Here is a 23,937-nt window from a genome sequence, read left to right as displayed (position 1 = left end):
TTCATATACGTTCCAAAATAAAAAGCACCTCTCAAAAATAAGAGAGGTGCCGAATAGACGAAATAGATTCCTCTCTTATCTTCCAAAACGAAAACTCGTTTTGCAGGAATTAGCACCTTAGCTTATACGTCATAAGCTCGGTTGCCGGGCATCATCGGGCCAGTCCCTCCGCCACTCTTGATAAGAGTATGTGTATGTAGTTTTGAATATGGTACTAATAGTAAATCGTACAAAAAGAATTGTCAATGATATTTTCAGAATATATTTTATTTTAAGGTAATCGAAACGTTCCCCTTTTTATGTCCTTTTTCTACATATATATGAGCTTCAGCAATTTCTTCTAATCGGTAAGTTCTATCAATAACAGGCTTTAGCTTTTCTGTTTCAGCTAGTTGTTTTAGTAGGTTCATATCTTCTTTACTGACCTTTGCCATCATTCCGTTCACAGATACATATTTTCCATTAGGCATTAATGCATCTGTACAAAGAGACTTTTTATATTTTCCAACTGCATCAAATATAATATCATAGTGCTCGCCCCGCTTAGTAAAATCTTCTTTCATATAATCAATTACGTTGTCTGCCCCTAAAGCTGTTACTAAATCGAAATTCGAACTACTACAAATGGCTGTGACAGTCGCCCCGAAGTATTTCGCAAGTTGTACGGCAGCTGTCCCTACTGACCCAGAGGCGCCGTATATAAGTACTCGTTGCCCTTTTTTTATCTGTCCTTTTCTAAGGAAGTGCAATGCTGAAGTTCCGCCAAAAGGAATAACGGCAGCTTCTTCATATGTCACATTGGTAGGTTTTAATGCTATTAATCCACTTTCATGCACGCATGTGTATTCCGCATAACCACCAAGGTTTAGTTCTGTTAATGCAAAAACTGGATCTCCTTTTTTAAATTGTGTTACATCTGTTCCAATGTCTTCGATTTCACCGGATAATTCTACGCCAAGTATAGGTTTTCTCGGTTTTCTGAAACCTAATATGATCCGCATAGGAATCCAAAATAAGAGGGGGCTATTAAAGCCACGTATTCTACAATCTCCAGTTGATACACTTGTTGCGTGAATTTTAACTAATACTTCATTTTTTTTAGGTTTAGGCTTTTCTACATTTTGAAGCTGGAGAACATTAGGTGGTCCATACTTTGTGCAAATAATCGCTTTCATCCTGACCTCCTGAAATGAGTTGTTATTATTTACATCATATTTAAACTTTTTCTCAAACATGTTGTTATATAGGAAATAAATTTAAAGATAAATATTACGAATTATATAGATTTCATAGGAAAAGAGATGATATTATTTTTGGGAAGGAGGGGACGTTATGAAAAAATTTATTTTAATTTCAAGTTTAGTACTTGCAGTCGGTCTAGGAGTAGGGTGTAGTAATGAGAAAACAAAAAAGACTGATGAACCGAAAAAAGAAGCTGTGCAGAAAGAAAAGGAATTAACAGCGAAGGATGTTTTTAATAAAGCGAATGAAGCTTTTAAAAACGAAGAAAATGTAACGATGACATATGATGTGGGAATAAAGGCTGAAGGAACAGAGATGAATGTAATAAAGGCCAAAATGCAACTAGAGCCGAAGAAAAAAAATTCTCGTTCTGAAATGAATGTTTCTGGTACAGAGGTTGTTGTTTATGATGTGGGTGGCAAAATTGCTGGTCAGTTGAAAAATCCTAATACGGGTGAAGTTATGTCTGTACCAGAGGAACAATTAAATGCTAACGGAATGAACGCGACTCAAGGAATGGTAGATAATTTAGAGATTCCATCGGAAATTTTAAATAAAGTGAAGATGGAGAAAAGTGGAGATAATTATAAGCTGAAGTTTGCATTAAAAGGGCAAGAGACAGAGAGTATGTTAGCTAGTATGGATGAAAAGCAGAAACAAATGCTACAAGGCCAAAATGCAAAGATAGAAGAAATAGATGGGGAATATATTATTACAAAAGATTTTAAATATGAATCAGCAAAGATAGATATGGTTATGAGTAGCAATGGTGAGGATAAAGCGCATATTATTACGGATGCAAAGTTTACATCGTATGATAAATTTGATCCAATACAATTGCCAGCAGCAAAGTAATCACTGTCAAGAGAGGTACCTGAAAGAACGGGTATCTCTTTTTGTTGCTAATAAGGAGAGTGTCCTTTGAAAAAAAGAAAGATAGCAGTGGTCATTGTCGCATATACGGTTTTGCTTGCAACGTCTGTACATACGTATAAAAAACAAATTGATCATCCTATTATGAGTGATGTAGGTAAATTGCTTCCGACGAAAATAAAACGTGTTGAAAGTGCTACGGAAGAGCACTCGTTAATAAAATTAGTGCGAGATGCAAAAGTTTCAGGAGAGAAAATTTCCATTGCAGGCATGCAACATAGCCAAGGAGGACAGACATATTATCCGAATGGCACGATGCTCGATATGAAAGGATATAATAAAATATTAGAATTTGATCCAGAGAAGAAGCGGATTACAGTTCAAAGTGGTGTCACCTGGAATGATATTCAGAAGAAAATAAATCCTTATGGCCTTGCGGTACAGGTCATGCAGTCTCAAAATATTTTTACTGTTGGCGGTTCATTAAGTGTAAATGTACACGGGCGTGATATTCGTCATGAGGCACTGATTGATACAGTAGATTCATTTAGATTGTTAATGGCAGATGGCACGGTACGTAATGTAAGTAGAGAAGAAAATGCAGAGTTATTTCCATATGTCATTGGGGGTTACGGTTTATTTGGAGTTATTTTAGATATGACGCTGAAGTTAACAGAAGATGAATTATATGAAATGCACACGAGAATGATAGATTATAAAGAATACGCATCTTATTTCAAAGAGAAAGTGAAAAGAGATGAGAATGTTCGTATGCACTTAGCACGTATTTCTGTTGCTCCAAATTCATTTTTAAAAGAGATGTATGTGACGGATTATACTTTGGCACAAAATCAAAATATGAGAGAAGAGTACAGTGAATTAAAGGAAGAAAATATTATAGCTGCACCGAAATTTTTACTTGGGTTATCACGTTATAGTGATTGGGGAAAGAATACATTTTGGGATATACAAAGAGGTTATTTTGAACGTACAGATGGAAAGTATGAGACGCGTAATAATGTTATGAGATCAGATAGTGCTTTTATGGAATATGAAAATCCAAATAGGACCGAAGTGTTACAAGAATACTTTGTGCCTATAGATGCTTTCACAGAGTATATAGATGATTTACGTAACGTATTAAATGAAGAAGAGTTTAATTTACTCAACATTACGATTCGTTACGTGGAAAAGAATGAAAATGCAGTTTTGTCCTATGCGAAAGATGATATGTTTGCGCTGGTTCTTTTGATTAACCAGGGACGCTCAGAGAGTGAGATAAAGAGAACAGAGGATGTCATTCGGAAGATGATTGATGTTACTTTAAAGCATAACGGTAGTTACTATTTGCCGTACTATTCTTATCCAACGAAAGAGCAGTTAAAGAGGGCATATCCTCGTATTGAAGAATTTCTCAAGAAAAAGAAGGAAGTAGATTCAGAAGAGCGATTTGTTAATTTATTTTATAGGGAGTATACGAAATGACATATAGAAGATTTGTGGCTTCGCAAAGTATTATCATGATGGCAGGAAGTATGGTATTTCCTTTTTATATATTATTACTTCGAAACGTTGGAAATAGCTTCTCGCAATTTGGCTGGGCGTATGGCTTATTTGCTTTAACATCAGCGCTTGTATATCCACTAGTGGGAAAGGTATCTGATCAAGTAGGTGATAAAAAATTATTAATCATATACGCTTGGTCCATGGCAATCTTAATGCTTTGCTTTCCGATTGCCACGGAAGTATGGCATGTGTATATTCTTCAAATTGTAATGGGAGTTTTAGGTGCTGTGCAGCGTAATACTGAGAAGACTTCATTAGCACGAAAGGTTGCGCAGGAAAAGGCTGGTTATGAGATTGGAAAATACCATGTGTGGACATCCATTGGCGGAGCAGTAGCGGTTATTGCCACGGGATATTTAGTAGATTTCTTTACGATTGGTACAATTTTTTATATTGCATCTATTCTATATGTAGTGAGCGGGATTGTATTAGGTAGTAAAAAAATATAACTATTCCTATTTTCACCTTAATACCCTTTATTTGTTATACTAAAAGGGAATACAAAAGAAAAGGGGACAGTGCCTTTGATGAAATTTGTAGTTTTAGCTATTCTTACTTTGTTTTTGATTCCATGGACAAGAAGTAGTAGTAAGCTTCGAGCAGTGGATAAGAAGGGAGATAAGAAGGTTGTAAAGGGTAAGAAATCATCTATTTTAGTTATTCCTGTTTTATTTTGGATAGGTATTGCAATCTATGAATACTTTTGGCTAATTGATGATCGAGTAGACTCGATTCTTACTCATTATTCTGTTGCAGTAGCAATTTTAATTGGGCTTGTTTTATTTTCACAAGATCAAATAGGGAAATTAGAAGGTACATTAAAAGGACTTCTAATGTTTATTTTACTCGCAAGTTACGGCTACTTTGGTTATTTGCACGATATAGTAATCTCGCAAAAGAAATATGATTCTGTTGTTAAGGTAGAGAAAGATATTTCAGAGCCATTTACTGAAAATGACCAGCCGTTTACAGTGCCGCCAAAGACAGCGGAGAATAAGATGAAAAAAGTATTTGGTGATATTCCAAAAGTAGCTTATTTTGAGCTAGGAGAATTAACGCCACAAATGGTAAACGGCGAGGCTTTATATGTAGCGCCGATTGAAGTTTCAGGATTTTTTAAAGCGCGTAAAGCTGAGACAATTCCAGGGTATGTAACGATGTCAGGTACGAATCCTGATGCGGAAGCGAAACTGCACCTCGGTTATAAAATGAAATATGTGCCAAGCATGTTTTTTGGTAATAATTTAGAGCGTGTGGTAAGGCAAGCAGAACCAAATTTAATCTTTAAAGGAAAACCTAAATTTGAGGTTGATGATAAAGGAAAACCATATTATACAATGACGTATGGTGAATTTATTTCAGGAAGATCTGGATTTGAGGTAGAAGGTGTTGTCGTAGTAGATGCACAAACAGGTGAAGTGAAAAGATATGATAAAGGAAAGGCACCTAAATTTGTTGATGGTGTATTAAATCATGAGACTGCATCTACGTTAAATACGTACTTTGGTAAATATATTCACGGATTTTGGAATACGAAATTCTCGCAAACAGATATGAAAATTCCGACTGAGTGGGGAACGAAAGAAGGGGTGACCCCGATCTTTGGTAAAGATGGAACACTGTATTATTTTACAGACTTTACTTCTCCAAAAGAAGGAGTAGATTCAGCCCTAGGCTATTCATTAGTAGATGCACGTACAGGCAAGCTATATTACTATAATGGAAAAGAAGTAAAGGGGATTATGGATGGTTCAGCAGCTACAGAAGTAGTGGATAATTCCTTTAAGAGAGAGAAATGGCATGGGACAATGCCTGTCATTTATAACGTATACGGTAAACCAGCTTGGATTATTCCGGTTGTTGATGATGGAGGCCTAGTACGTGCACATACAGTTGTATATGCTGCTAATGCAAAAATATTTGCGACAGGTTCTTCGCAGAAAGAAGCGCTTGAGAATTATAAAAACGTAATGAGCGGTAATGGTGATACATTTAGACCAACCTCAACAGGAAAAGAAGCGCAAAAAGAAGGTATTGTACAACGTGTATATAAAGAGAAATCAGGTGAAAATACAATCGTGTACGTACTTTTAGAGAATGAACAAAAGGTATTTATGATACCGGTGAAGAAATTCCCATATGCTATGTTTACAGAAGTAGGAGACCCAATTCAAATTACATATTTAGATACGGGAGAGACGATGGCCTCAGTATCTAAATTTACGAATAGCAATGTAAAAAAGTAAAGCGATAGAATTTCTATCGCTTTTTTTACATTATGAAAGAGGAAAATGCACTGTACTTGACGTATGTTTATGATGTAACTATAATTGTTACGATTCGGTTTGTATAGGAAAGGGTGAATTGAAAAAGTGAATGAAGTTAATCATGAAATATATAAACCTGTAAAGGCAAACAGGTTATGGATGATTCTTGTATTAGGAACACTTACGGCGATTGGGCCATTATCTATTGATATGTATTTGCCTTCATTACCGAAGTTAACGGATGACTTGCAAACAGGTGCATCCCTAGCGCAGCTTACATTAACAGCTTGTTTGCTTGGGCTGTCAGTAGGACAATTATTTGTTGGCTCAATTAGTGATATTTACGGAAGACGCAAACCGCTTATTATTGCTCTTATTATTTATGTTGCTTCTTCTTTACTTTGTGCTGTCGCGCCATCTATTTGGACATTAGTGTTATTGCGCTTTCTACAAGGAGCTTCAGGATCAGCCGGTATTGTTATATCACGTGCCATGGTACGTGATATGTACTCAGGTTCTGAAATGACGAAGTTTTTCTCACTGCTTATGTTAGTAAACGGAGCAGCACCTATTTTGGCACCGATTATTGGGGGGCAATTATTACAGTTTACAACGTGGCGCGGTGTTTTCATCGTCCTTGGGGCAATTAGCGTATTTATGTTAATCTCAGCTACTTTCGTATTGCGCGAAACATTACCTCCTGAAGAAAGAGAAACGGGTGGTTTGTCAGGGACTTTGGCGACGTACGGGAAACTATTAAAGGACCGTCTGTTTATGGGATATGCATTGTCACAAGGATTAGTAACAGCGGCAATGTTTGCATACATTTCGGGCTCACCATTTGTGTTGCAGAACATATACGGAGCATCACCACAGCAATTTAGTTTATTCTTTGCGATTAACGGCATCGGTATTATTATTGCTAGTCAGGTAACGGGTCGTTTAGCGGGGAAAGTGAATGAGAAGACATTATTTGTTGCTGGTATTATTATCGCAGCTGTTGGTGGCCTATCTTTACTACTTACAATCGTACTAGGAATAGGTTTAATCGGTGTTTTATGTTCGTTATTCCTTGTCGTATCAAGTGTCGGGGTTGTATCAACAACTGGGTTTTCATTAGCGATGAGAAATCAGAAACAAGCTGCAGGAACAGCATCAGCTTTATTAGGCTTATTACAGTTCATTTCAGGAGCTCTTGTTGCGCCGCTAGTAGGTATCGGTGGAAGTAATACAGCATTACCGATGGGTATTGTTATTGCGCTTTGTGAAGTAGGAGCAGTATTATGTTATCTATTTATGGCCAGAAGAAGTGAGAAGCAGTTTGAACTGCAACAAAGACAAAATTTAGAGGCTTAATAAAAAAGAACTGATTCAAAGGGAATGTTTGAATCAGTTCTTTTTTCATTTCTTTGAAATACCTCATACAGTTTTGTAAGGTGATGTAGTAAAGCATTGCAAAAGTTATTTGTATAAAGTGACGATACTGTGACAAACATGTTGGTATATATATTACGATGTCGTCTTAAGTGTAAAAAGTAGGGCGTTCTCGGTATAATAACAAGTGGAGATAAAAGAAACTATAATGAGTAATAGCTGTAGATAAAAGGAGAAGAAGAGATGAAGAAGGTTTTGGGTATTGCTGTAATGGGAAGTATGCTCCTTCTAGCAGGGTGTAATGGAAATAAAGATACGAAAGAAACGAAAGAAAAGGTAGAGCAATCTACAGAACAAACAGAAGAAATGAAAGAATACCGTGCAGTACATGAAAAATACGATTTGAAAATGAATAAAGAAATTAATAACGCACTGCAGTTATTTGAAGTGGCAAAAGAAAAGGGCGGTAAGGAAATAACGAATGCTACATATAAAGAAGATGTGCAAAAGGTAACAACGAGCATGTTAGAAGATATTGATCATATACGTAAAGAAATTCGTGTTCCAAAATCGAAAGAGCAAGAACATGAGGTATATGTTGGTTTCTTGAATGAATCAGAACAAGCGATGAAAAAATTACAGAAGTTAGCGAAAGAAGAAGATTCATCGTTGATTCGTGATATAGAAATTAACTTTGCAACAGCATCGACATACTATAAACGTTTTCAAGCAGAAACGAAAAAATAACCTTGCCTGTGCAAGGTTATTTTTTCTTCTTACCATCTCCGTCTTCATCCTCGGATACTAATACCTTCTGTTCTTCGTGAAATTCGGAAATAGTTTGCCCGGTAATATTATCGAAAGGAGTATAAAAAGAAGTAATACGTTTCTTTTTAATAAAGAGTTTATAGAAGCCGATGATGACAAGTATAACGATTGTTAAGGGTAATCCTATAGTAGCAAGAAGTAAGGGGTCCATCTTATAACTCCTTTAATATCATTTCTTTTTATTATAAGCCGAAAACTGTAATTTCGATAAAAGAATTAAAAACTGACTTTTCTAAATTTATCCAATTAGATTGACTTTTCAATTTTTCAGAATTATAATTCGAGATATACAATTTGAACTAAATAATAATATAGCAATTTACTTATCCAGAGAGGTAGAGGGACTGGCCCTATGACACCTCAGCAGCGGGTTCTGTAATAAGAACACCGTGCTAATTCCAGCAAGCAAGTCTTGAAAGATAAGTGATGGGCCTTTGTTTATTAAGCCTTGATCTTATTTTTTAAGATCAAGGCTTTTTGTATTCTAAAAAGAGAAAAGGGAGTAATGGAAAAAGTACGTTTATAAAACTAAGTAAATATATGTGTTTAGGGGGTTATTAGGGTGTATGTAATTAAAAAATTATCAGTTATGGTGTTCACGCTATGGGTTATTACGACAGTGACATTTCTAATTATGCATATTATTCCGGGGGATCCATTTTCATCAGATGCAAAAATCTTTCCTGAAGAAGTGATCCAAAACATGAGAGCGAAGTATCACCTTGATGAACCGTTATGGAATCAATATGTTGCTTATTTAGACGGCGTAGTTCATTTTGATTTTGGTGAATCTGTTCAATCAACCGGGCAAGGTGTATCAGAAATTATAACAACTGGTTTTGGTCCATCAGCAATTATTGGTTTACAAGCACTTATTATTTCATTGCTAGTCGGAATTGCTGCAGGTACATTTGCTGCTCTCTATCATGGGAAGGTAATTGATTACGGTGTAAGTTTACTTGCCATCCTCGGTATTTCTATTCCGAGCTTTATTTTAGCACCACTATTTATACAAGTATTCGCTATTCAATTCGAGCTCTTACCAGTAGCCTCTTGGGGAACATTCGAACATACAGTATTGCCATCCTTTGCATTAGCGTTAGGGCCAATCGCAGTTATTACAAGGTTTGTTCGTTCTAATATGATCGAAGTACTGCAGAGTGATTATATTAAGCTAGCAAGAGCAAAAGGCATACCAATTAAGAAGATTATTATAAGACATGCTCTTCGAAATGCGATTGTTCCAGTACTTACATTTGTGGGACCGTTAATGGCTGGACTTTTAACAGGGACTTTCGTTATTGAAAAAATCTTTTCAATTCCTGGCCTAGGAAAATATTTTGTAGATAGTATTTTTAACCGAGACTATCCGGTGATTATGGGAACAACGATTTTTTATAGTGCATTATTAATTGCTTGTATTTTCATTACAGATATTATTCACCGCATTGTTGATCCGCGTATTCGTTCTATTACATAAGGAGGGGGGATATTAAAATGGGAGCTTATGAAATTAATGAACAGTTATTAACGAAAGAAGAGAAAAAAGAATTAACGATAAATAAAAATCAGCAAACGATTAGCAGAAAGAAAGAAGTGTTTCGTAAGTTTATATCGAATCCAATCGCAGTTTTAGGAACAGTGACGTTATTGCTAATTATTGTTTTCTCGCTTATTGGCGAAAGTTTAACTTCATTTACTGCGAGTGAACAAGTAAAAGAGGCAACAAATTTACCGCCGAGTAGTGAACATTGGTTTGGAACAGATGATTTAGGGAGAGATATTTGGGCACGTACTTGGGCTGGTGGGAAGATTTCACTAACAGTGGGATTAGTAGCAGCTGCCCTCGATATAGGGCTTGGTGTACTGATTGGTGGATTTAGTGGATACGTGAGAGGGCGTAATCGCCTTGGAACGTTAATTGATGAGTGGATTATAAGAGGAATTGAAGTATTATACGGCATCCCATATTTATTAATTGTTATTTTACTATTAATTGTTATGAAACCAGGTCTTTTCACCATTATTATCGCCCTTGCATTAACGGGATGGATTGGAATGGCTCGTCTCATTCGAGCACAAGTATTGTCTTTAAAACAACGAGAGTTTGTTATTGCAGCAGAGCGATTAGGTACATCACATATGAAAATTATATATGGGCATTTAATTCCGAATTTAACAGGCATTATTATCGTCAATTTATCATTTACAATTCCGGCAGCTATTTTTTCAGAATCATTTTTAAGCTTTATAGGACTTGGGGTACAATCACCAGCGGCAAGTTGGGGGACGATGACGAATGACGCACTTGGGACATTATTGAGCGGAGAATGGTGGCAACTATTTTTCCCAGCAATCATGATTGCGCTCATTATGTTCGCATTTAATGCGATTGGTGATGGTTTACAAGATGCAATTGATCCAAAAATCGTAAAACGGAATCGAAAGGAGAAAAAACATGGGACAGCTCTTATCTTTAGAAAACGTAACGTTAGCCGTTGAAAAAGAGAATAGTAACCAAGCAATTGTGAAGCATGTTTCCTTTTCTATTAGCGAAGGTGAAATAGTTGCACTTGTAGGAGAAAGTGGTTCAGGGAAAAGTGTTACAGCACAATCTATTATCGGCTTAAATCAAGAATCAATTCATATTGATGATGGAAATATATCTTTTGAATCAAAGGAATTAACGAATCTACAAGAATCAGAATGGAATCAAATTCGAGGGAAAGATATTTCGTTTATCTTTCAAGACCCACTTTCATCTTTAAATCCGACGATGAAGGTAGGAAGGCAAATTACAGAGGTGATTTTGCAACACGAAAAGAAATCGAAAAAAGAAGCAAAAGAAATTGCGATTAACTTATTAAATGATTTAGGGATACATGAAGCAGAGAAACGCTTTGAACAGTACCCACATCAATTAAGCGGAGGCATGAGGCAACGTATTTGTTTAGCAATCGCATTTGCCTGCCACCCCAAACTCGTTATTGCGGATGAACCTACGACAGCATTAGATGTAACAATTCAAAAGCAAATTATGGAGTTATTAAAGGAAAGAAAGGAAAAGCAAAATACGAGTATTTTACTAATTACGCACGATTTAGCACTTGTACGTGAAGTAGCGGATCGAGTAGTTGTGATGTATGGAGGACGTGTTGTTGAAAAAGGAACGATAGAGGAAGTGATAGGTTCCCCTAAACATCCATACACAAAAAGCTTATTACAAGCAATTCCGAATATGGATGATTCCGAAAAGGTATTACGTGCAATAGAAGGAACGACACCTTCCATTGAAACATTAAATAGCTTTGGTTGTCCTTTTGTAAATCGTTGTCCAGTAGCGATAAAAGAATGTATTCATCGTTTCCCAGAGAGAACAACGTATTCTAAGGAGCATAGTTCACATTGCTGGCAGCATGTTCTGGAGCATAATAAAGCGAAATCAAAAGAGAAGGTGAATGCCTCATGACGACAGATTTAATTACTGTAAAGCAAGTAACAAAAACATATGGAAGTAGAAGTAAAGAAATCACAGCGTTAAAAGATATATCACTTTCTATCCCGAAAGGAACAACACTTGGCATTATTGGTGAAAGTGGTTCAGGAAAAACAACACTTGGAAAGCTTATAGCTGGGATTGAGAGCCCAACGTCTGGTGAAATTGATTATAACGGTCAAGTCGTTCACAAGCTGAAATCAGCTCATAGGCGAGATTTTTTACAGAAAGTACAGTTCATTTTTCAAGATTCCACAGCAGCATTAAATCCGCGCTGGAAAGTACGCGATAGCGTAACGGAAGGTTATATTTCATTCGGTTTAGGTGATAAAGGATTAAAGGATAAAGTAGCGGGTGATGCGCTAGAGCGTGTTGGATTAGATAGAAGATATATTGATCGATATCCGCATGAATTTAGCGGAGGACAACGTCAACGTATCGCTATTGCAAGAGCGTTATTGTGTGAGCCGGAAGTATTGATTCTTGATGAACCAATTTCAGCATTAGACGTTTCATTGCAAATTCAAATTGTACATCTGCTGCAAAAAATCCAAAAAGAACAAGGTTATACATATTTATTCATCGCTCACGATTTACCGATGGTTCACTATTTATGTGAAAAAGTAGCTGTCTTATACAAAGGAGAACTTGTTGAATTTGGAAATACGGACGAAGTATTCCGTAATCCACAACATTCTTATACAAAAACATTATTAGCATCAACACCAAAAATTTCAGGTTAAAGGAGAATGTAGGATGAAGAAGTTTTTACTGTTTGTCATTATGACTGTTTTAGCGATTACTTCTGTCGCTTGCGGTAAGAAAGAGACGCAAAAGGCGAGTGCTGGTAAGGGAGAAGGAGATCGATTAGTAACGAATATTAGTAGTGATCCATATACACTTGATTCTGCTATTGCAACAGATAGCACGTCAGGTTATATAATTGGACAGTTGTTTTCAAGTTTATATACGCAAGATAATAATGGGAAATATCAAAATGAATTAGCGGAGAAAGAAGAAGTAAATGCTGATGGAACTGAATATACAATCCATTTGAAGAAAGATATTAAATGGTCAGATGGTTCTCCTATTACAGCAAATGATTTTGAATTTGCATGGAAGCGATTATTAAATCCGAAAACGGGTTCTATGAATGCGACAGAAATGTATTTTATTAAAGGGGCAGAGGCGTATAATACTGGAAAAGGTGAAGAGGGACAAGTTGGTATTCAAGTTGTTGATCCTCAAACATTAAAGGTAACCCTTGAACACCCAGTTGCTTCTATTAAACAAAAACTAGCAAGCTCACTATTTATTCCATTAGCTAAAAAGTCGATTGATGATAATAATAAATTAAAAACAGATCCAAAAGAGTTAATTACGAATGGGCCATTCACGTTAAAAGAGTGGAAGCATAACCAAGCTATTACAGTACAAAAAAATAAAGAATTCTATGATAAAAAGGTAACTCTAAAAGAAATTGAGTTTCGTATTATTCCAGACTCTAAAACAGCGTATCAATTATTTAAATCCAAAGAATTAGATTTACTAAGTGGTTTACCACAAGAGATGATCGAAAAAGAAAAAGGAAATAAAGAATATAAGCGTGTTGCAGGGTTCTCTTCTTATATTTATTCGTTTAACGTAGAAAAAGAGCCGTTTACAAATGCGAAGGTACGTAAAGCATTTTCATTAGCGGTTGATCGTAAATTTATCGTTGAAAAATTGTATAAAAATAATGCGCAAGAAGCATATGCATTCGTTCCAGAAGGAGCAAAAACACAAAGTGGCCGTGATTTCCGTAAAGAAAAAGGTGATTACGTTAAATTTGATCCAGCGGAAGCGAAAAAGTTATTAGAAGAAGGCATGAAAGAACAAGGCTGGTCTACATTACCTGAAGTAACATTAAAATTCACTACAGATACACAACATAAAAAAGTAGCAGAAGCAATGCAAGAAATGTTTAAGAAAAATCTTGGCGTAGATATTAAATTAGAAAATAAAGAGTGGAAGAGTTACATCGACACATACAAGCAAAGTGATTTCCAATTAGCTTATATGGGATGGGGCGGCTCTTTATTAGATCCAATTACTAAACTAGATTTATATGCGGGTGATGGTCCAAATAACTATGCAAAATGGCATAATAAAGAATTTGACGCTTTAATAAACGAAGCAAAAGTTGAACAAAACGAGGATAAGCGTTTTGAATTATTGCATAAAGCGGAAGATATTATGTTTACAGATTCACCATTAATCCCAATTATTTTCCCAAGTGCTTCCTATTTACAAAAATCATCAGTATCCGGTGTCCAATTCATTATTGGTTCTAGTCCAGAATTAAGATACGCAAAAATTAAAAAATAAAGAAGTAGGCAACCGCCTACTTCTTTATTTTATTTCTCTTTTATATTCTTTTTTCGTTCCATCAGAGAAGACAACTTCTAAATCAAATTTTTGATAGTCTTTATCAAGTTTGAATACGTTCACTACTTGATCGATTACTTCTTGGTCAGCAGTATCTTTATCAAATTTTAATTCTTGTAGAAGTGGGCTTAATTTTGTGATAGCCTCGTCTCCTGTTAATTTTACATCTGCTTTATGATCTTCAATTTTTGCTTCCATTTTCTTGTCAGCTGCTACATTTTTATAGTCTGCTTCGTAGTCTTTCTTTGTATCTTGATAGTCTGCCTTTAAATCGAATTCATTGAAGTTTAGTTTTAAATCTGCAGGAGCCTCATTTTTTGCTTCTTCAGTCGTCTTTTTATTAGAAGTTGTGTCTTCTTTGGCAGGAGCTTTACATCCTGTTAATGCAGGTACTAGCATAAGAGCTAATAAAACTGATAGTAGAATTCTCATTATAAATTCCTCCTTATGTAAATTCGTTCTATACAAGTTTTTCCCAAAAACATGTAATTATGTATGTGTTGAAAATAAATTATTATCCTGCAGTCACGAGGGCTAATCCGCAATTTAAATCAAAAACGATTTGTATGTATATGGTAAATTGAAATTGTGAGGGAGGGGCTAAAATGCATGAAGAATATAAAGAGATAATAAAAAAATCAATTGAATATATAGAGAATCACTTACATGAGGAGCTTACAACAGAAAGAGTGGCATCTCACAGTGCCGTATCGATGTACCATTTTCATCGCATCTTTCAAAGATATGTTGGGATGAGTGTAACGGATTATATTCGAAAGAGAAGGTTAACTCATGCTGCGCAAGTTTTAGTGTCAACGGAGAGAGCTGTTATTGATATTGCACTGCAATACGGTTTTTCCTCACAAGAGGCATTTACGAGAGCTTTTAAAAGAATGTTTCAATTGCCACCAAAGAAATATCGAAAGTACTTTCAGTCATTTTATATAGAAAGAGAGGGTGTTTCAATGCAAAAAGGTATACCGAAAGGATGGATCTTAAGTGGGAGTCATCCTGCTGAATATGAGATGGGTTTAGATTATGAAGTTGTCCATCAAGGAAAAGTATCTGCATACATAAAAGCAAAAGAGAATGTTACGAACGGAGGATTTTCAACATTAATGCAAATGTTCAGAGCGGATAAATATGTAGGGAAGAGATTACGTTTTACAGCATTTGTTAAGAGTGAAAATGTAAGAGATTGGGCAGGATTGTGGATGCGAGTAGATGGAAAAGATACAGAACCGCTCGCTATGGATAATATGCAAAATCGCCCCATTAAAAATACGAATAACTGGCAATCGTACTCGGTTGTATTAGATATAAAAGAAGAAGCACTTGGTATTGCATTTGGTGTTTTATTATCAGGAGAAGGTTGTGTGTGGCTAGATAGTATTCGCTTTGATGAAGTAGATGAAAAAATTCCTTCAACAGATTTGGCAGAGAACTTTTATGAAACACTTTTAGAAGAGCCGGTGAATCTGCAATTTGAAGAAGTAGAAAAATAAAAAACAAGGAGAAAAGATATGCTCAAATATGTAAAACTAATAAGTATTAGTTTAGTAATATCGTCTTGTATTATGGGAATTAATTATTTAGTTAGCTATCTTTGGTCAGGGCATATACCTTCTTTGACGTGGAGAACATATTTGATGTTTGTGTTTATATTTATGATGAGTTTTGGTTCAATGCAAAAAGAAGGAAAAGAGGATTATTGACAATAGTCTTTTTCGCATTTCTTTCATTAACACAAATGGTTGTAACTGTGCCACATGAAATGCTTTCTAAAACATATCAAACAATCAGTGAATTATTTCCTGCAACATATGCAGCGAATGGCTATTATACAATAATATTTGGAGGAGTTAGTTTAGAGAGAAATATTATTTCATTATTAGTTATTGTATTGGTTACACAATCAGTAGCAGTGATGACTTTAGCTATAAAAGGAATGGTAAAGGGAAGAAGAAGCTCTGTAGTTAAAGAAGTATAAAATAAAAAGGTATCCTCAATGGATACCTTTTTATTAGCACTTATTATTTTGTAACTTCTGTCCACTTGTAGTTAAACTCACCACCGAAGTCAGTTGTTACAAGTCCTTTAATGAAAGAGCGTTGTAAGTAAGAACGGCCTTGTTGGTATAAAGGAGCGACAGCGCCGTCTTGTAATAGAATTTTTTCAGCTTGCTTCATTGCTTCAAAGCGTGCTTTTTCATCGCCAGCTAAATCTGTTTTCACTTTATGAATTAGCTCATCGTACTCTTTGTTAGAGTATTTATCGAAGTTATAAGCACTATCTGTTGTAAATAAATCTAAGAATGTAATTGGATCAGCGAAGTCAGGGCCCCAGCCGTCAATACCAATTTCATAGTCACCACTTAATAGTAGTTTTAGCTGTTGTTTACGTGGTTGTGGTTTTAAATTCACTGTTAATCCATCTAGGTTCTTTTCTAATTCACCTTTTAAATATTCACCAGTCTTTTTAGCTAAAGCATTGTCACTTGTTAATAGTTCGATTGTTACTTTGTCAGTACCAAGTTCTTGTTTTGCTTTTTTCCAGTTTTCTTTCGCTGTTTTCACATCATCCTTGACTAGATTTCCATTTTCTTTACGGAAGTCATTGCCTTCTGGGCTCTTTGCAAATTTCGCAGGAACCATTCCTTCAGCTGGAACAGCGCCGTTATTTAAGATTGTTTCTACGTAAGCTTTTTTATTCATTGCGCCGTTAATAGCAAGGCGTGCATGTTGATTTTTTAATGTTTCATTTTTCTGATTTAATCGTAAGAATTGAATGCCGACTTCAGCGCGTTCTTTGAAGTTTGGATCGCTCTTATATTTATCAACAAACTCTGCAGTTAAAGCAACACGATCAATTTGTCCTGAATCATATAAGTTCACTTCTGTAGACTTATCTTTAACGACATTGAAGTTGATTTCTTCTAATTTTACAGTTTTAGCATCCCAATAGTTAGGATTTTTCTTCAATTGGAAGCTTTGTTCATGTTTCCAGTTATCTAATGTGAAAGCACCGTTATAAATTAAATGATTTGTTTCTAAACCATATTTATCGCCTTGAGACTTTAAGTACTCTTCATTAATTGGTAAGAATGTTGAGAATGTAGTTAAGCTTAAGAAGTAGGGAACAGGACGGTCTAGTTGTACTTCTAAAGTTTTGTCATCGACAGCTTTAATACCTAATTGATCAACCGGTAATTGTTTTTGGTTTATTTGTTTCGCATTCTTTATATCGAAGAATAAGAATGCATATTCAGCTGCTGTATCAGGATTTACGGCACGTTGCCAAGCGAAGACGAAGTCCTTTGCTGTAACAGGAGTACCGTTTGACCATTTTGAATCACGGAGATGGAATGTATATTTTGTTTTATCGGGACTAATGTCAACCGACTCAGCGACACCAGGAACCGGTTTATTATCTTCTCCCATTGCATATAGCCCTTCAAAAACATTACGCATTACGTTCATGGATTCCCCATCCGTTGCTTTTGCAACATCCATTGTTGGAATTTCTGAAGCGAATGATAAGTTAATTGCCTGTTTATCAGGTGCTTTATCGTTTGCTTTCGCTCCGCTTGCATTATCTTTATTTCCCCCGCAAGCAGTTAGTAATAGACTTGCCCCTAAAACAGATGCAACAACAGGTACAACTTTTTTCTTCATTGTTCGTTCCTCCCTAAATGTGTTGTTCGTAACGTCATAATGTCCGTGTCTTGAAGTAGCTATAGAAGGAGATAAAACCTATTATAAATATTTGTTTATAGGTAATCAGGTGTTCTATATGTATATACATGTTGAACTATAATCTATCGTTATATGTTTCAACGTAGTAGACATTATATTTTGATGGTTAAATATTTTGTTTCTTTGATTATTTAGAATATTAACACTGGAAAGAACTATATGTCAATAATAAAAATAGATTGTTAATTTCTTAGAATAATATATTAAAAAAGCAGATTCTCATGTGTGAGAGAATCTATTTTTAATATATTTTGCTAAAAAAACAATTGGTGTGGGCTAATAATAAGTGGGGATGAAGAAACCCCCACTTATTAAAGTTTCACTTTATTTTTCAATTTTTGCCCACTTGAAGTTTAATTGACCTGCAAAGTCTACTTGCACAATTCCTTTCACATAAGAACGTTCTAAATAAGATTCGCCTTTTTGGTAAAGAGGAGCGATAACAGAGTCTTTAAATAATATTTTCTCGGATGCTAGTAATGCTTCCCAGCGAGCTTTTTCATCACCAGCTAAAGTTGTTTTCACTTTTGCTATTGTTTCATCGAATTCCTTATTAGAGTAATGATCTAAGTTATAAGGGTTATTCGTTGTAAATAGCTCAAGGAATGTAATTGGATCCGCAAAGTCAGGGCTCCAGCCATCAATTCCGATTTCGTAGTCACCTTTTAATAAAAGCGAAACTTGTTGCTTACGCGGCTGAGGTTTTATATTTACTGTTAATCCATCTAGATTCTTTTCTAGTTGTCCTTTTAAGAATTCACCAGTTTTCTTATCAAGGTCAGCATCACTCGTTAATAATTCTAATGTTATCTTTTCAGAACCAAGCTCTTGTTTAGCTTTTTTCCATAACTCTTGTGCAGATTTTGTATCAACTTTTGTTAAATCGCCGTTTGCAGTACGGAAGTCTTTTCCTTCAGGTCCTTTTGCAAAGTTTTTTGGAACGAGACCAAATGTTGGTGTAGAGCCATCATTTAATAACGTATTTACAAAGGATTTTCTATCAATTGTTTGATCAATTGCTTGGCGTGCAGAAACGTTTTGAAGTACTTTGTTTTGTTGATTCATACGTAAAAATTGTACGCCTACGTTTGGACGTTCTTTAAAGTTAGCATCCTTTTTATATTTATCGACGAAGTCAGATGTTAGTTTTATACGATCTAATTGTTTTGACTCGAATAAATTTACTTCTGTTGATTTTTCTTTTACGACATTAAAATTGATTTCTTCTAGTTTGACAGTATCTTTATCCCAATAGGTAGGGTTCTTCTTAAATTTAAAGCTTTGTTCGTGCTTCCAATCGCTTAGTGTAAAAGCTCCATTGTACAAGATTGTATTATCTTCTAAAGCGTACTTATCACCTTGTACTTTAAAGAATTCCTCATTAATTGGTAGAAATGTTGGGAACGCTGTTAAGCTAATAAAATAAGGAACAGGACGCTCTAATTCTACCTCAAACGTATGGTCATCAACTGCTTTTACACCAAGTTGGTCGGCTGGAAGTTCTTTGTTGTTAATTTTTGTTGCGTTTTTAATATCAAAGAATAAAAATGCATATTCAGAGGCTGTTGCTGGATCTACGGCACGTTGCCAAGCGAACACAAAATCTTTAGCTGTAACAGGAGTGCCGTTTGACCATTTTGAATCTCGCAAATGGAATGTGTATTTCGTTTTATCGCCACTTACTTCATGAGATTTTGCAACACCAGGAACAGGTTTGTTACCTTCACCAAGATTATACAAACCTTCAAATACGTTTCTCATTACTTGACCAGAATCAGTATCTGTAGCACGAGCCGTATCCATTGTTCGTATTTCAGTAGGTGAAGATAAGTTTAAAACCTGTTTACTAGGTGCCTCGTCTTTTGCATTTACTCCACTTGCTTCGTTTTTATAACTACCGCAACCAGTTAATAAAATACTTACTCCTACAACTGATGCAATACCGGGTACAAACTTCTTTTTCATTTGATTTTCCTCCTAAATAATTAAGTTTGGATGATGATGAGGGAAATGAAAAATAAAAAATCCCTCTTTTCATATTGAGAAAGAGGGATTTTTACGTACAAGTTATGCACCCGTATATAAACGAAGTCCCTCATTCTATCTTTCAAGCATAAAGCTTGCAGGAAGTGGCACAGTATTCAAAATGAACCTGTTGCCGAGGTTTCAAAGGGCCAGTCCCTCCACCTCTCTTGATACAATGAGTAAAACGAATAAATTTTATTAATTTTTGTGTTTCTTTGATAATTCAAAATCTTACACCTTGAATAATGAAGTGTCAACTAAATGAAATATAGTTTAAATTTTCAGTTTTCTTAAATGAAAAAACCACTGCATATGGCAGTGGTTTTTCTACTAGAAGTTAAAGTTATCTGGATCTGGACCAACGCGAAGATCTTCATTTAAAGCTTGAATTGCTTTCATATCATCAGCACTTAATTCAAAGTCGAAGATGTTTGCATTTTCAATAATGCGATGTTCTTTAATTGATTTGGGAATTGTTACAACTTCGTTTTGTAAATCCCAACGTAAAATAATTTGCGCAGTTGATTTATTATATTTTGTCGCAATTTCTTGTAACGTTGGATTATCTAGTAGTTGTCCTTGCATTAATGGTGACCAAGCTTCAAGCTGGATATTATGTTCTTTACAGAATGCATGTAACTCTTCTTGTGCTAAACGTGGGTGGTATTCCACTTGGTTGACCATTGGCTTAATTTCAGCAATTTCAAATACGTCTTGTAAGTGGTGAATGTGGAAATTACTCACACCGATAGCGCGAACACGGCCATCTTTATAAAGTGTTTCTAATGCTTTCCATGATTCAGTATATTTCCCTTTTACAGGCCAATGTACTAAATATAAATCTAAATATTCTAGACCTAATTTCTCTAATGTAGTTTCAAATGCTTGAAGTGTTGTTTCATATCCTTGATCGCTATTCCATACTTTTGAGGTAATAAATAATTCTTCACGTGAAACACCGGATTCACGAATCGCTTGCCCAACGCCTTCTTCATTTTGATAGATTGCTGCAGTATCGATGCTGCGGTAGCCATTTTTAATTGCTGCTTTTACAGAATCAATTACTGCTGAACCATCTTCTACTTTAAAAACACCTAAACCAAACCAAGGCATTTTTACACCGTTATGTAATGTTGTATAGTCTTTTAAACTTGTTAAAATCATATTATTTCCCCCTAGCTTTTTTGTTTGTTGCTTCTACTGCTTTTTGAATTGCCTCTGAAAAATTATATTCGTATAAAGTTTTGAGACCCTCAGCTGTGGAACCACCTGGCGTTGTTACTTGTTCGCGAAGGTTAGCTGGATTTTGCGTTTGTTCAAGCATAGAAGCAGAGCCAGAAATCATTTGAATCACAAGATGTTTTGCGGTTTCTTCATCAACTCCATAACTTTTTGTTGCTTCAATTAAGCTTTCAGCAAAGTAATAAAGGAAGGCTGGTGCACTTCCAGTAACTGCAGTAAGCTGATGAACTTCTTCCTCAGTACAAAGTTGCGAAGTACCAATACCTTTTAAAAGTAGTTGCAAGGTTTCTTGATGTATCTCGTTTACTGATTGTCCCATTGTATATAAGGAGATAGACTTGCCAATTTCAGCAGCTGTATTAGGCATAATCCAAGCAACAGGCGTGCCTTTTGGGAGTCTAGCTTCTAAATAAGATGGTCCAATGCCAGCTGCTACCGTTACGACTAGTTGATTTGATATTAACGGAGATAGCTCAGCTAATAACTCTTCATGAGCAGAAGGTGGCATTGCTAAAACAACCGTATCAACAGATGTAACATGCTGCTTCCAATCTGTTGCAGTAGACACATTATATCGTGCTTGTAATTGTTCTAGCTTTTTTACGTTACTTCGGTTAGAAACGATAATTTCTTCAATGTATTCTTTGCTTGTTTTAAGTAATCCGGAAAATATAGCTTCTGCCATACGACCAGCACCAATAAATAGAATTCGATGTTTAGTGAGCATATCCTTTATTCCTTTCCAGTAGAGATATGTTATAAAAAACGATAACATCTTTAAGAGAATTTTGTAAAAAGAAAAGACTTATCGTAGATGGAATGGATAATGAGAAGGCGGAAATTCATGCTAATATTAGCTGTTATTAATCTCTTTATATGTGTAGCTGGTTTGCTAGAGTGGAAGAGCAATTATAAGGGACAAGAACATACAAATAACTATATCTAGAAAATAATTAGAATTGAAAAACCCCTGAAGCACATATGCTCCAGGGGTTTACTAATAGAATATAAGATTATGCTTTTGTCATACCAAGTAATACAGCGCCGCCAATAATTAAAACACTACCTAGTGCAATAAAGATCAATTGACGTTTTGTTTTCTTTTCACCTAAGAATACAATCGCACCGAATGTTGAGATAACGATTCCAGTTTGAGATAATGGGAAGCTTGTTGCTACTCCGACACGTGGTAGTGAAAGAAGTAAGAATAAGTTTCCAGTTCCCCATAGTAAACCAGATAAAGCATTACGGATTGCATATTTGTTAAATGGTTTATGTTTAGATGTCAGTACAACCGCCCCAACAAACATACCAACTGCTTGTGGTAAAATAGCAGACCAACCATCGATATTATACCAACGAATAATAATTACATATACAAGATAGCCGAAAGTAGAAACAATTAAAGTAAGAAGTCCTTTTTTCAATTGTCCAGGTGGCTGAGCATTTTCTTTATCATCTAATGATGTGAATACAACACCAACTACGATTAATAGGATTGCAATCGTTCCCAGAATAATCGTTGTAGTAGTAGTCCACTCACGGAAAGCGATAACCCCAAAGATAGAAGTTGCAACAAGTTGCATACCAGTAGAAATCGTTACAGTAGTTGAAACACCTAGTTTTTCAACTGTTTTTAATTGGTTTACTTGTCCTAAAGCCCAGAATAAACCTGAAATAAAACCAACAATTAAGATTGTCATTGTTAAAGCTGGTTGAGTAAATACATACATAATTGTTGCGAAGAATAGAGCACCGATTGTCATACCTACCGTTTGGCTATATGCACCACCGCCCATTTTTACGCTTACTAATAAGATGTTTCCCCATGCAATTGCAGGAAGAAGCGCTAATAAAATGTCCATTACAAGACTCCCTTCGGTTTGCTATACCAATATAGTTACATATCGTTCTAACGATCGGTAATGCCCCACTAATAGAGTAGAAGATTACCGATCGCTAAAACAGGATGAAGAATTCACGATATAAATGCGTTTTCATTTCTTCATTTTTTGAAACACCTCCATATAATAACAGGAAATTGCCTATTTTAGAAAGTGAATTCAAATAAAATGTATATTTTAATAAGAGGTAAAATTCAGTTATTTCCCGGTGGTATATTTTATTTCCTAAGAAATAAAGAAGCAGCTTTGAAAAAAGCTGCTTTAAGAGTTAGTAATTCTTTTATTAATAAGTTGAATACATAGTAGAAATACGAGTGACATACCGATAGTAATAACTACAAGTGTCCATGCGAGTTGCATATTACTTGCATCAATAGCCATGTAAATTGCAGTTGGGATTGTCTGTGTTTTACCAGGAATGTTCCCGGCAAACATAAGTGTAGCACCAAACTCACCGAGCGCGCGGACAAAGCTCAAAATCATCCCGCTTAGTAAGGCAGGAAATGCGAGCGGAAGTGTAACGTGCAGAAAAACTTGATATTCACTTGCGCCAAGGTCACGAGCACTTTCTTCAATTTGTACATTTGCGATAGAAAATCCCGTTTTCGCTGATTGGTACATAAGCGGAAATGCAACAACTGTAGAAGCAATGATCGCAGCAGTAGATGTGAACATAATAGACTGCTGAAATAATGATTCAACCCACTTTCCGATCGGGCTGTTGTTTCCAAAGATGATAATGAGAAAGAAGCCGATAACAGTTGGTGGAAGTACCATTGGTAATAAAAATATGGTTTCTAATAGTACTTTATATCGCCATGAGGAGCGAGCTAGTGCTCGCCCGACAATCGTCCCTAAAATTGTAACGAGAATAGTGGCGCATGCAGCTACTCTTAAAGATAGAAAGACAGGCGATAAAATAGCATCAATGCTCATAG

23 protein-coding genes and 3 riboswitches are annotated in these 23,937 nt (G+C 35.6%); of the genes, 14 read left to right on the top strand and 9 right to left on the bottom strand.

Translation table 11 applies throughout. The features are described from left to right. Positions 1-72: 72 nt before the first annotated feature. A riboswitch (SAM riboswitch) is annotated at positions 73-187 on the bottom strand. 79 nt (positions 188-266) lie between these two features. Beyond that, positions 267-1,175: an NAD(P)-dependent alcohol dehydrogenase gene (locus tag HMAS_RS25965; protein ID WP_000643859.1), complete on the bottom strand. Its 909-nt coding sequence runs from the start codon at positions 1,173-1,175 to the stop codon at positions 267-269. A gap of 157 nt (positions 1,176-1,332) precedes the next feature. On the opposite strand from HMAS_RS25965, the gene HMAS_RS25960 reads away from it, so the two are divergent. From HMAS_RS25960 to HMAS_RS25935, 6 genes are all read left to right on the top strand, one after another. Beyond that, complete coding sequence (locus tag HMAS_RS25960) at positions 1,333-2,097, top strand: DUF6612 family protein (RefSeq protein ID WP_000713522.1); 765 nt, start codon at positions 1,333-1,335, stop codon at positions 2,095-2,097. 66 nt (positions 2,098-2,163) lie between these two features. Continuing rightward, positions 2,164-3,600, top strand: coding sequence for an FAD-binding oxidoreductase (locus HMAS_RS25955; RefSeq protein ID WP_046392313.1), 1,437 nt, complete (start codon positions 2,164-2,166; stop codon positions 3,598-3,600). After that, entirely contained in the window at positions 3,597-4,130 is a 534-nt protein-coding gene (locus HMAS_RS25950; protein WP_065223227.1) for an MFS transporter, read from the top strand. The genes HMAS_RS25955 and HMAS_RS25950 overlap by 4 nt, the downstream gene beginning before the upstream one ends. Positions 4,131-4,208: 78 nt before the next feature. Beyond that, positions 4,209-5,927, top strand: a complete 1,719-nt coding sequence (locus tag HMAS_RS25945) for a DUF3981 domain-containing protein (RefSeq protein ID WP_000674048.1) — start codon at positions 4,209-4,211, stop codon at positions 5,925-5,927. A gap of 117 nt (positions 5,928-6,044) precedes the next feature. Beyond that, positions 6,045-7,304: a multidrug effflux MFS transporter gene (locus HMAS_RS25940; RefSeq protein ID WP_231009439.1), complete on the top strand. Its 1,260-nt coding sequence runs from the start codon at positions 6,045-6,047 to the stop codon at positions 7,302-7,304. 261 nt (positions 7,305-7,565) lie between these two features. Continuing rightward, positions 7,566-8,069 (top strand): lipoprotein, encoded by a 504-nt coding sequence (locus HMAS_RS25935; protein ID WP_006920100.1) that lies wholly within the window; start codon positions 7,566-7,568, stop codon positions 8,067-8,069. A gap of 16 nt (positions 8,070-8,085) precedes the next feature. Here HMAS_RS25935 and HMAS_RS25930 read toward each other — a convergent pair whose 3' ends face one another. After that, on the bottom strand, positions 8,086-8,301 hold the full coding sequence (locus HMAS_RS25930; protein ID WP_000371386.1) for a DUF3951 domain-containing protein: 216 nt from the start codon (positions 8,299-8,301) through the stop codon (positions 8,086-8,088). Between the two features lie 169 nt (positions 8,302-8,470). Next, a riboswitch (SAM riboswitch) is annotated at positions 8,471-8,576 on the top strand. A 136-nt stretch (positions 8,577-8,712) separates the two neighbouring features. Between HMAS_RS25930 and HMAS_RS25925 the strand changes: the two genes are divergently transcribed. From HMAS_RS25925 to HMAS_RS25905, 5 genes are read left to right on the top strand one after another with little or no spacing between them, the layout of a single operon-like run. Further along, positions 8,713-9,630 carry an ABC transporter permease gene (locus HMAS_RS25925; protein ID WP_006920097.1) on the top strand — a complete coding sequence of 306 codons (918 nt, stop codon included), beginning with the start codon at positions 8,713-8,715 and terminating at the stop codon, positions 9,628-9,630. Between the two features lie 17 nt (positions 9,631-9,647). Beyond that, entirely contained in the window at positions 9,648-10,652 is a 1,005-nt protein-coding gene (locus tag HMAS_RS25920; RefSeq protein ID WP_000501538.1) for an ABC transporter permease, read from the top strand. Beyond that, on the top strand, positions 10,609-11,619 hold the full coding sequence (locus HMAS_RS25915) for an ABC transporter ATP-binding protein (RefSeq protein WP_000531264.1): 1,011 nt from the start codon (positions 10,609-10,611) through the stop codon (positions 11,617-11,619). The genes HMAS_RS25920 and HMAS_RS25915 overlap by 44 nt, the downstream gene beginning before the upstream one ends. Continuing rightward, positions 11,616-12,389, top strand: coding sequence for an ABC transporter ATP-binding protein (locus HMAS_RS25910; RefSeq protein WP_016124190.1), 774 nt, complete (start codon positions 11,616-11,618; stop codon positions 12,387-12,389). The genes HMAS_RS25915 and HMAS_RS25910 overlap by 4 nt, the downstream gene beginning before the upstream one ends. A gap of 13 nt (positions 12,390-12,402) precedes the next feature. Continuing rightward, the gene (locus tag HMAS_RS25905) at positions 12,403-14,013 is read left to right on the top strand and encodes a peptide ABC transporter substrate-binding protein (RefSeq protein WP_049106463.1); all 1,611 of its coding nucleotides are present in this window, start codon (positions 12,403-12,405) and stop codon (positions 14,011-14,013) included. A 24-nt stretch (positions 14,014-14,037) separates the two neighbouring features. Here HMAS_RS25905 and HMAS_RS25900 read toward each other — a convergent pair whose 3' ends face one another. Beyond that, positions 14,038-14,505, bottom strand: a complete 468-nt coding sequence (locus tag HMAS_RS25900; RefSeq protein WP_001221551.1) for a YusW family protein — start codon at positions 14,503-14,505, stop codon at positions 14,038-14,040. 173 nt (positions 14,506-14,678) lie between these two features. On the opposite strand from HMAS_RS25900, the gene HMAS_RS25895 reads away from it, so the two are divergent. From HMAS_RS25895 to HMAS_RS25885, 3 genes are read left to right on the top strand one after another with little or no spacing between them, the layout of a single operon-like run. Continuing rightward, positions 14,679-15,578, top strand: coding sequence for a helix-turn-helix transcriptional regulator (locus tag HMAS_RS25895; RefSeq protein ID WP_000544200.1), 900 nt, complete (start codon positions 14,679-14,681; stop codon positions 15,576-15,578). Between the two features lie 18 nt (positions 15,579-15,596). Next, the gene (locus HMAS_RS25890) at positions 15,597-15,788 is read left to right on the top strand and encodes a hypothetical protein (protein WP_000922547.1); all 192 of its coding nucleotides are present in this window, start codon (positions 15,597-15,599) and stop codon (positions 15,786-15,788) included. Next, entirely contained in the window at positions 15,785-16,063 is a 279-nt protein-coding gene (locus HMAS_RS25885; protein ID WP_000156944.1) for a hypothetical protein, read from the top strand. The genes HMAS_RS25890 and HMAS_RS25885 overlap by 4 nt, the downstream gene beginning before the upstream one ends. A 43-nt stretch (positions 16,064-16,106) precedes the next feature. Here HMAS_RS25885 and HMAS_RS25880 read toward each other — a convergent pair whose 3' ends face one another. The 6 genes from HMAS_RS25880 to modB form a co-directional block, all read right to left on the bottom strand. Next, positions 16,107-17,747: a peptide ABC transporter substrate-binding protein gene (locus tag HMAS_RS25880; RefSeq protein WP_000731090.1), complete on the bottom strand. Its 1,641-nt coding sequence runs from the start codon at positions 17,745-17,747 to the stop codon at positions 16,107-16,109. 405 nt (positions 17,748-18,152) lie between these two features. Continuing rightward, complete coding sequence (locus HMAS_RS25875; RefSeq protein WP_016124193.1) at positions 18,153-19,793, bottom strand: peptide ABC transporter substrate-binding protein; 1,641 nt, start codon at positions 19,791-19,793, stop codon at positions 18,153-18,155. Positions 19,794-19,925: 132 nt separating this feature from the next. Further along, positions 19,926-20,030, bottom strand: a riboswitch (SAM riboswitch). Between the two features lie 153 nt (positions 20,031-20,183). Next, complete coding sequence (locus HMAS_RS25870) at positions 20,184-21,017, bottom strand: aldo/keto reductase (RefSeq protein ID WP_116345090.1); 834 nt, start codon at positions 21,015-21,017, stop codon at positions 20,184-20,186. A gap of 1 nt (position 21,018) precedes the next feature. Then, the gene (gene proC / locus HMAS_RS25865; protein WP_025710364.1) at positions 21,019-21,822 is read right to left on the bottom strand and encodes a pyrroline-5-carboxylate reductase; all 804 of its coding nucleotides are present in this window, start codon (positions 21,820-21,822) and stop codon (positions 21,019-21,021) included. A gap of 286 nt (positions 21,823-22,108) precedes the next feature. Continuing rightward, positions 22,109-22,960: a GRP family sugar transporter gene (locus tag HMAS_RS25860; RefSeq protein ID WP_000353544.1), complete on the bottom strand. Its 852-nt coding sequence runs from the start codon at positions 22,958-22,960 to the stop codon at positions 22,109-22,111. 300 nt (positions 22,961-23,260) lie between these two features. Next, positions 23,261-23,935 carry a molybdate ABC transporter permease subunit gene (gene modB, locus HMAS_RS25855; RefSeq protein ID WP_000020526.1) on the bottom strand — a complete coding sequence of 225 codons (675 nt, stop codon included), beginning with the start codon at positions 23,933-23,935 and terminating at the stop codon, positions 23,261-23,263. Positions 23,936-23,937: the final 2 nt, after the last annotated feature.

The organism is Bacillus sp. HMA207 (assembly GCF_003402455.1).
Taxonomy (GTDB): Bacteria; Bacillota; Bacilli; order Bacillales; family Bacillaceae_G; genus Bacillus_A; species Bacillus_A cereus.
This window is presented reverse-complemented; position numbering and strand designations above follow the sequence as displayed.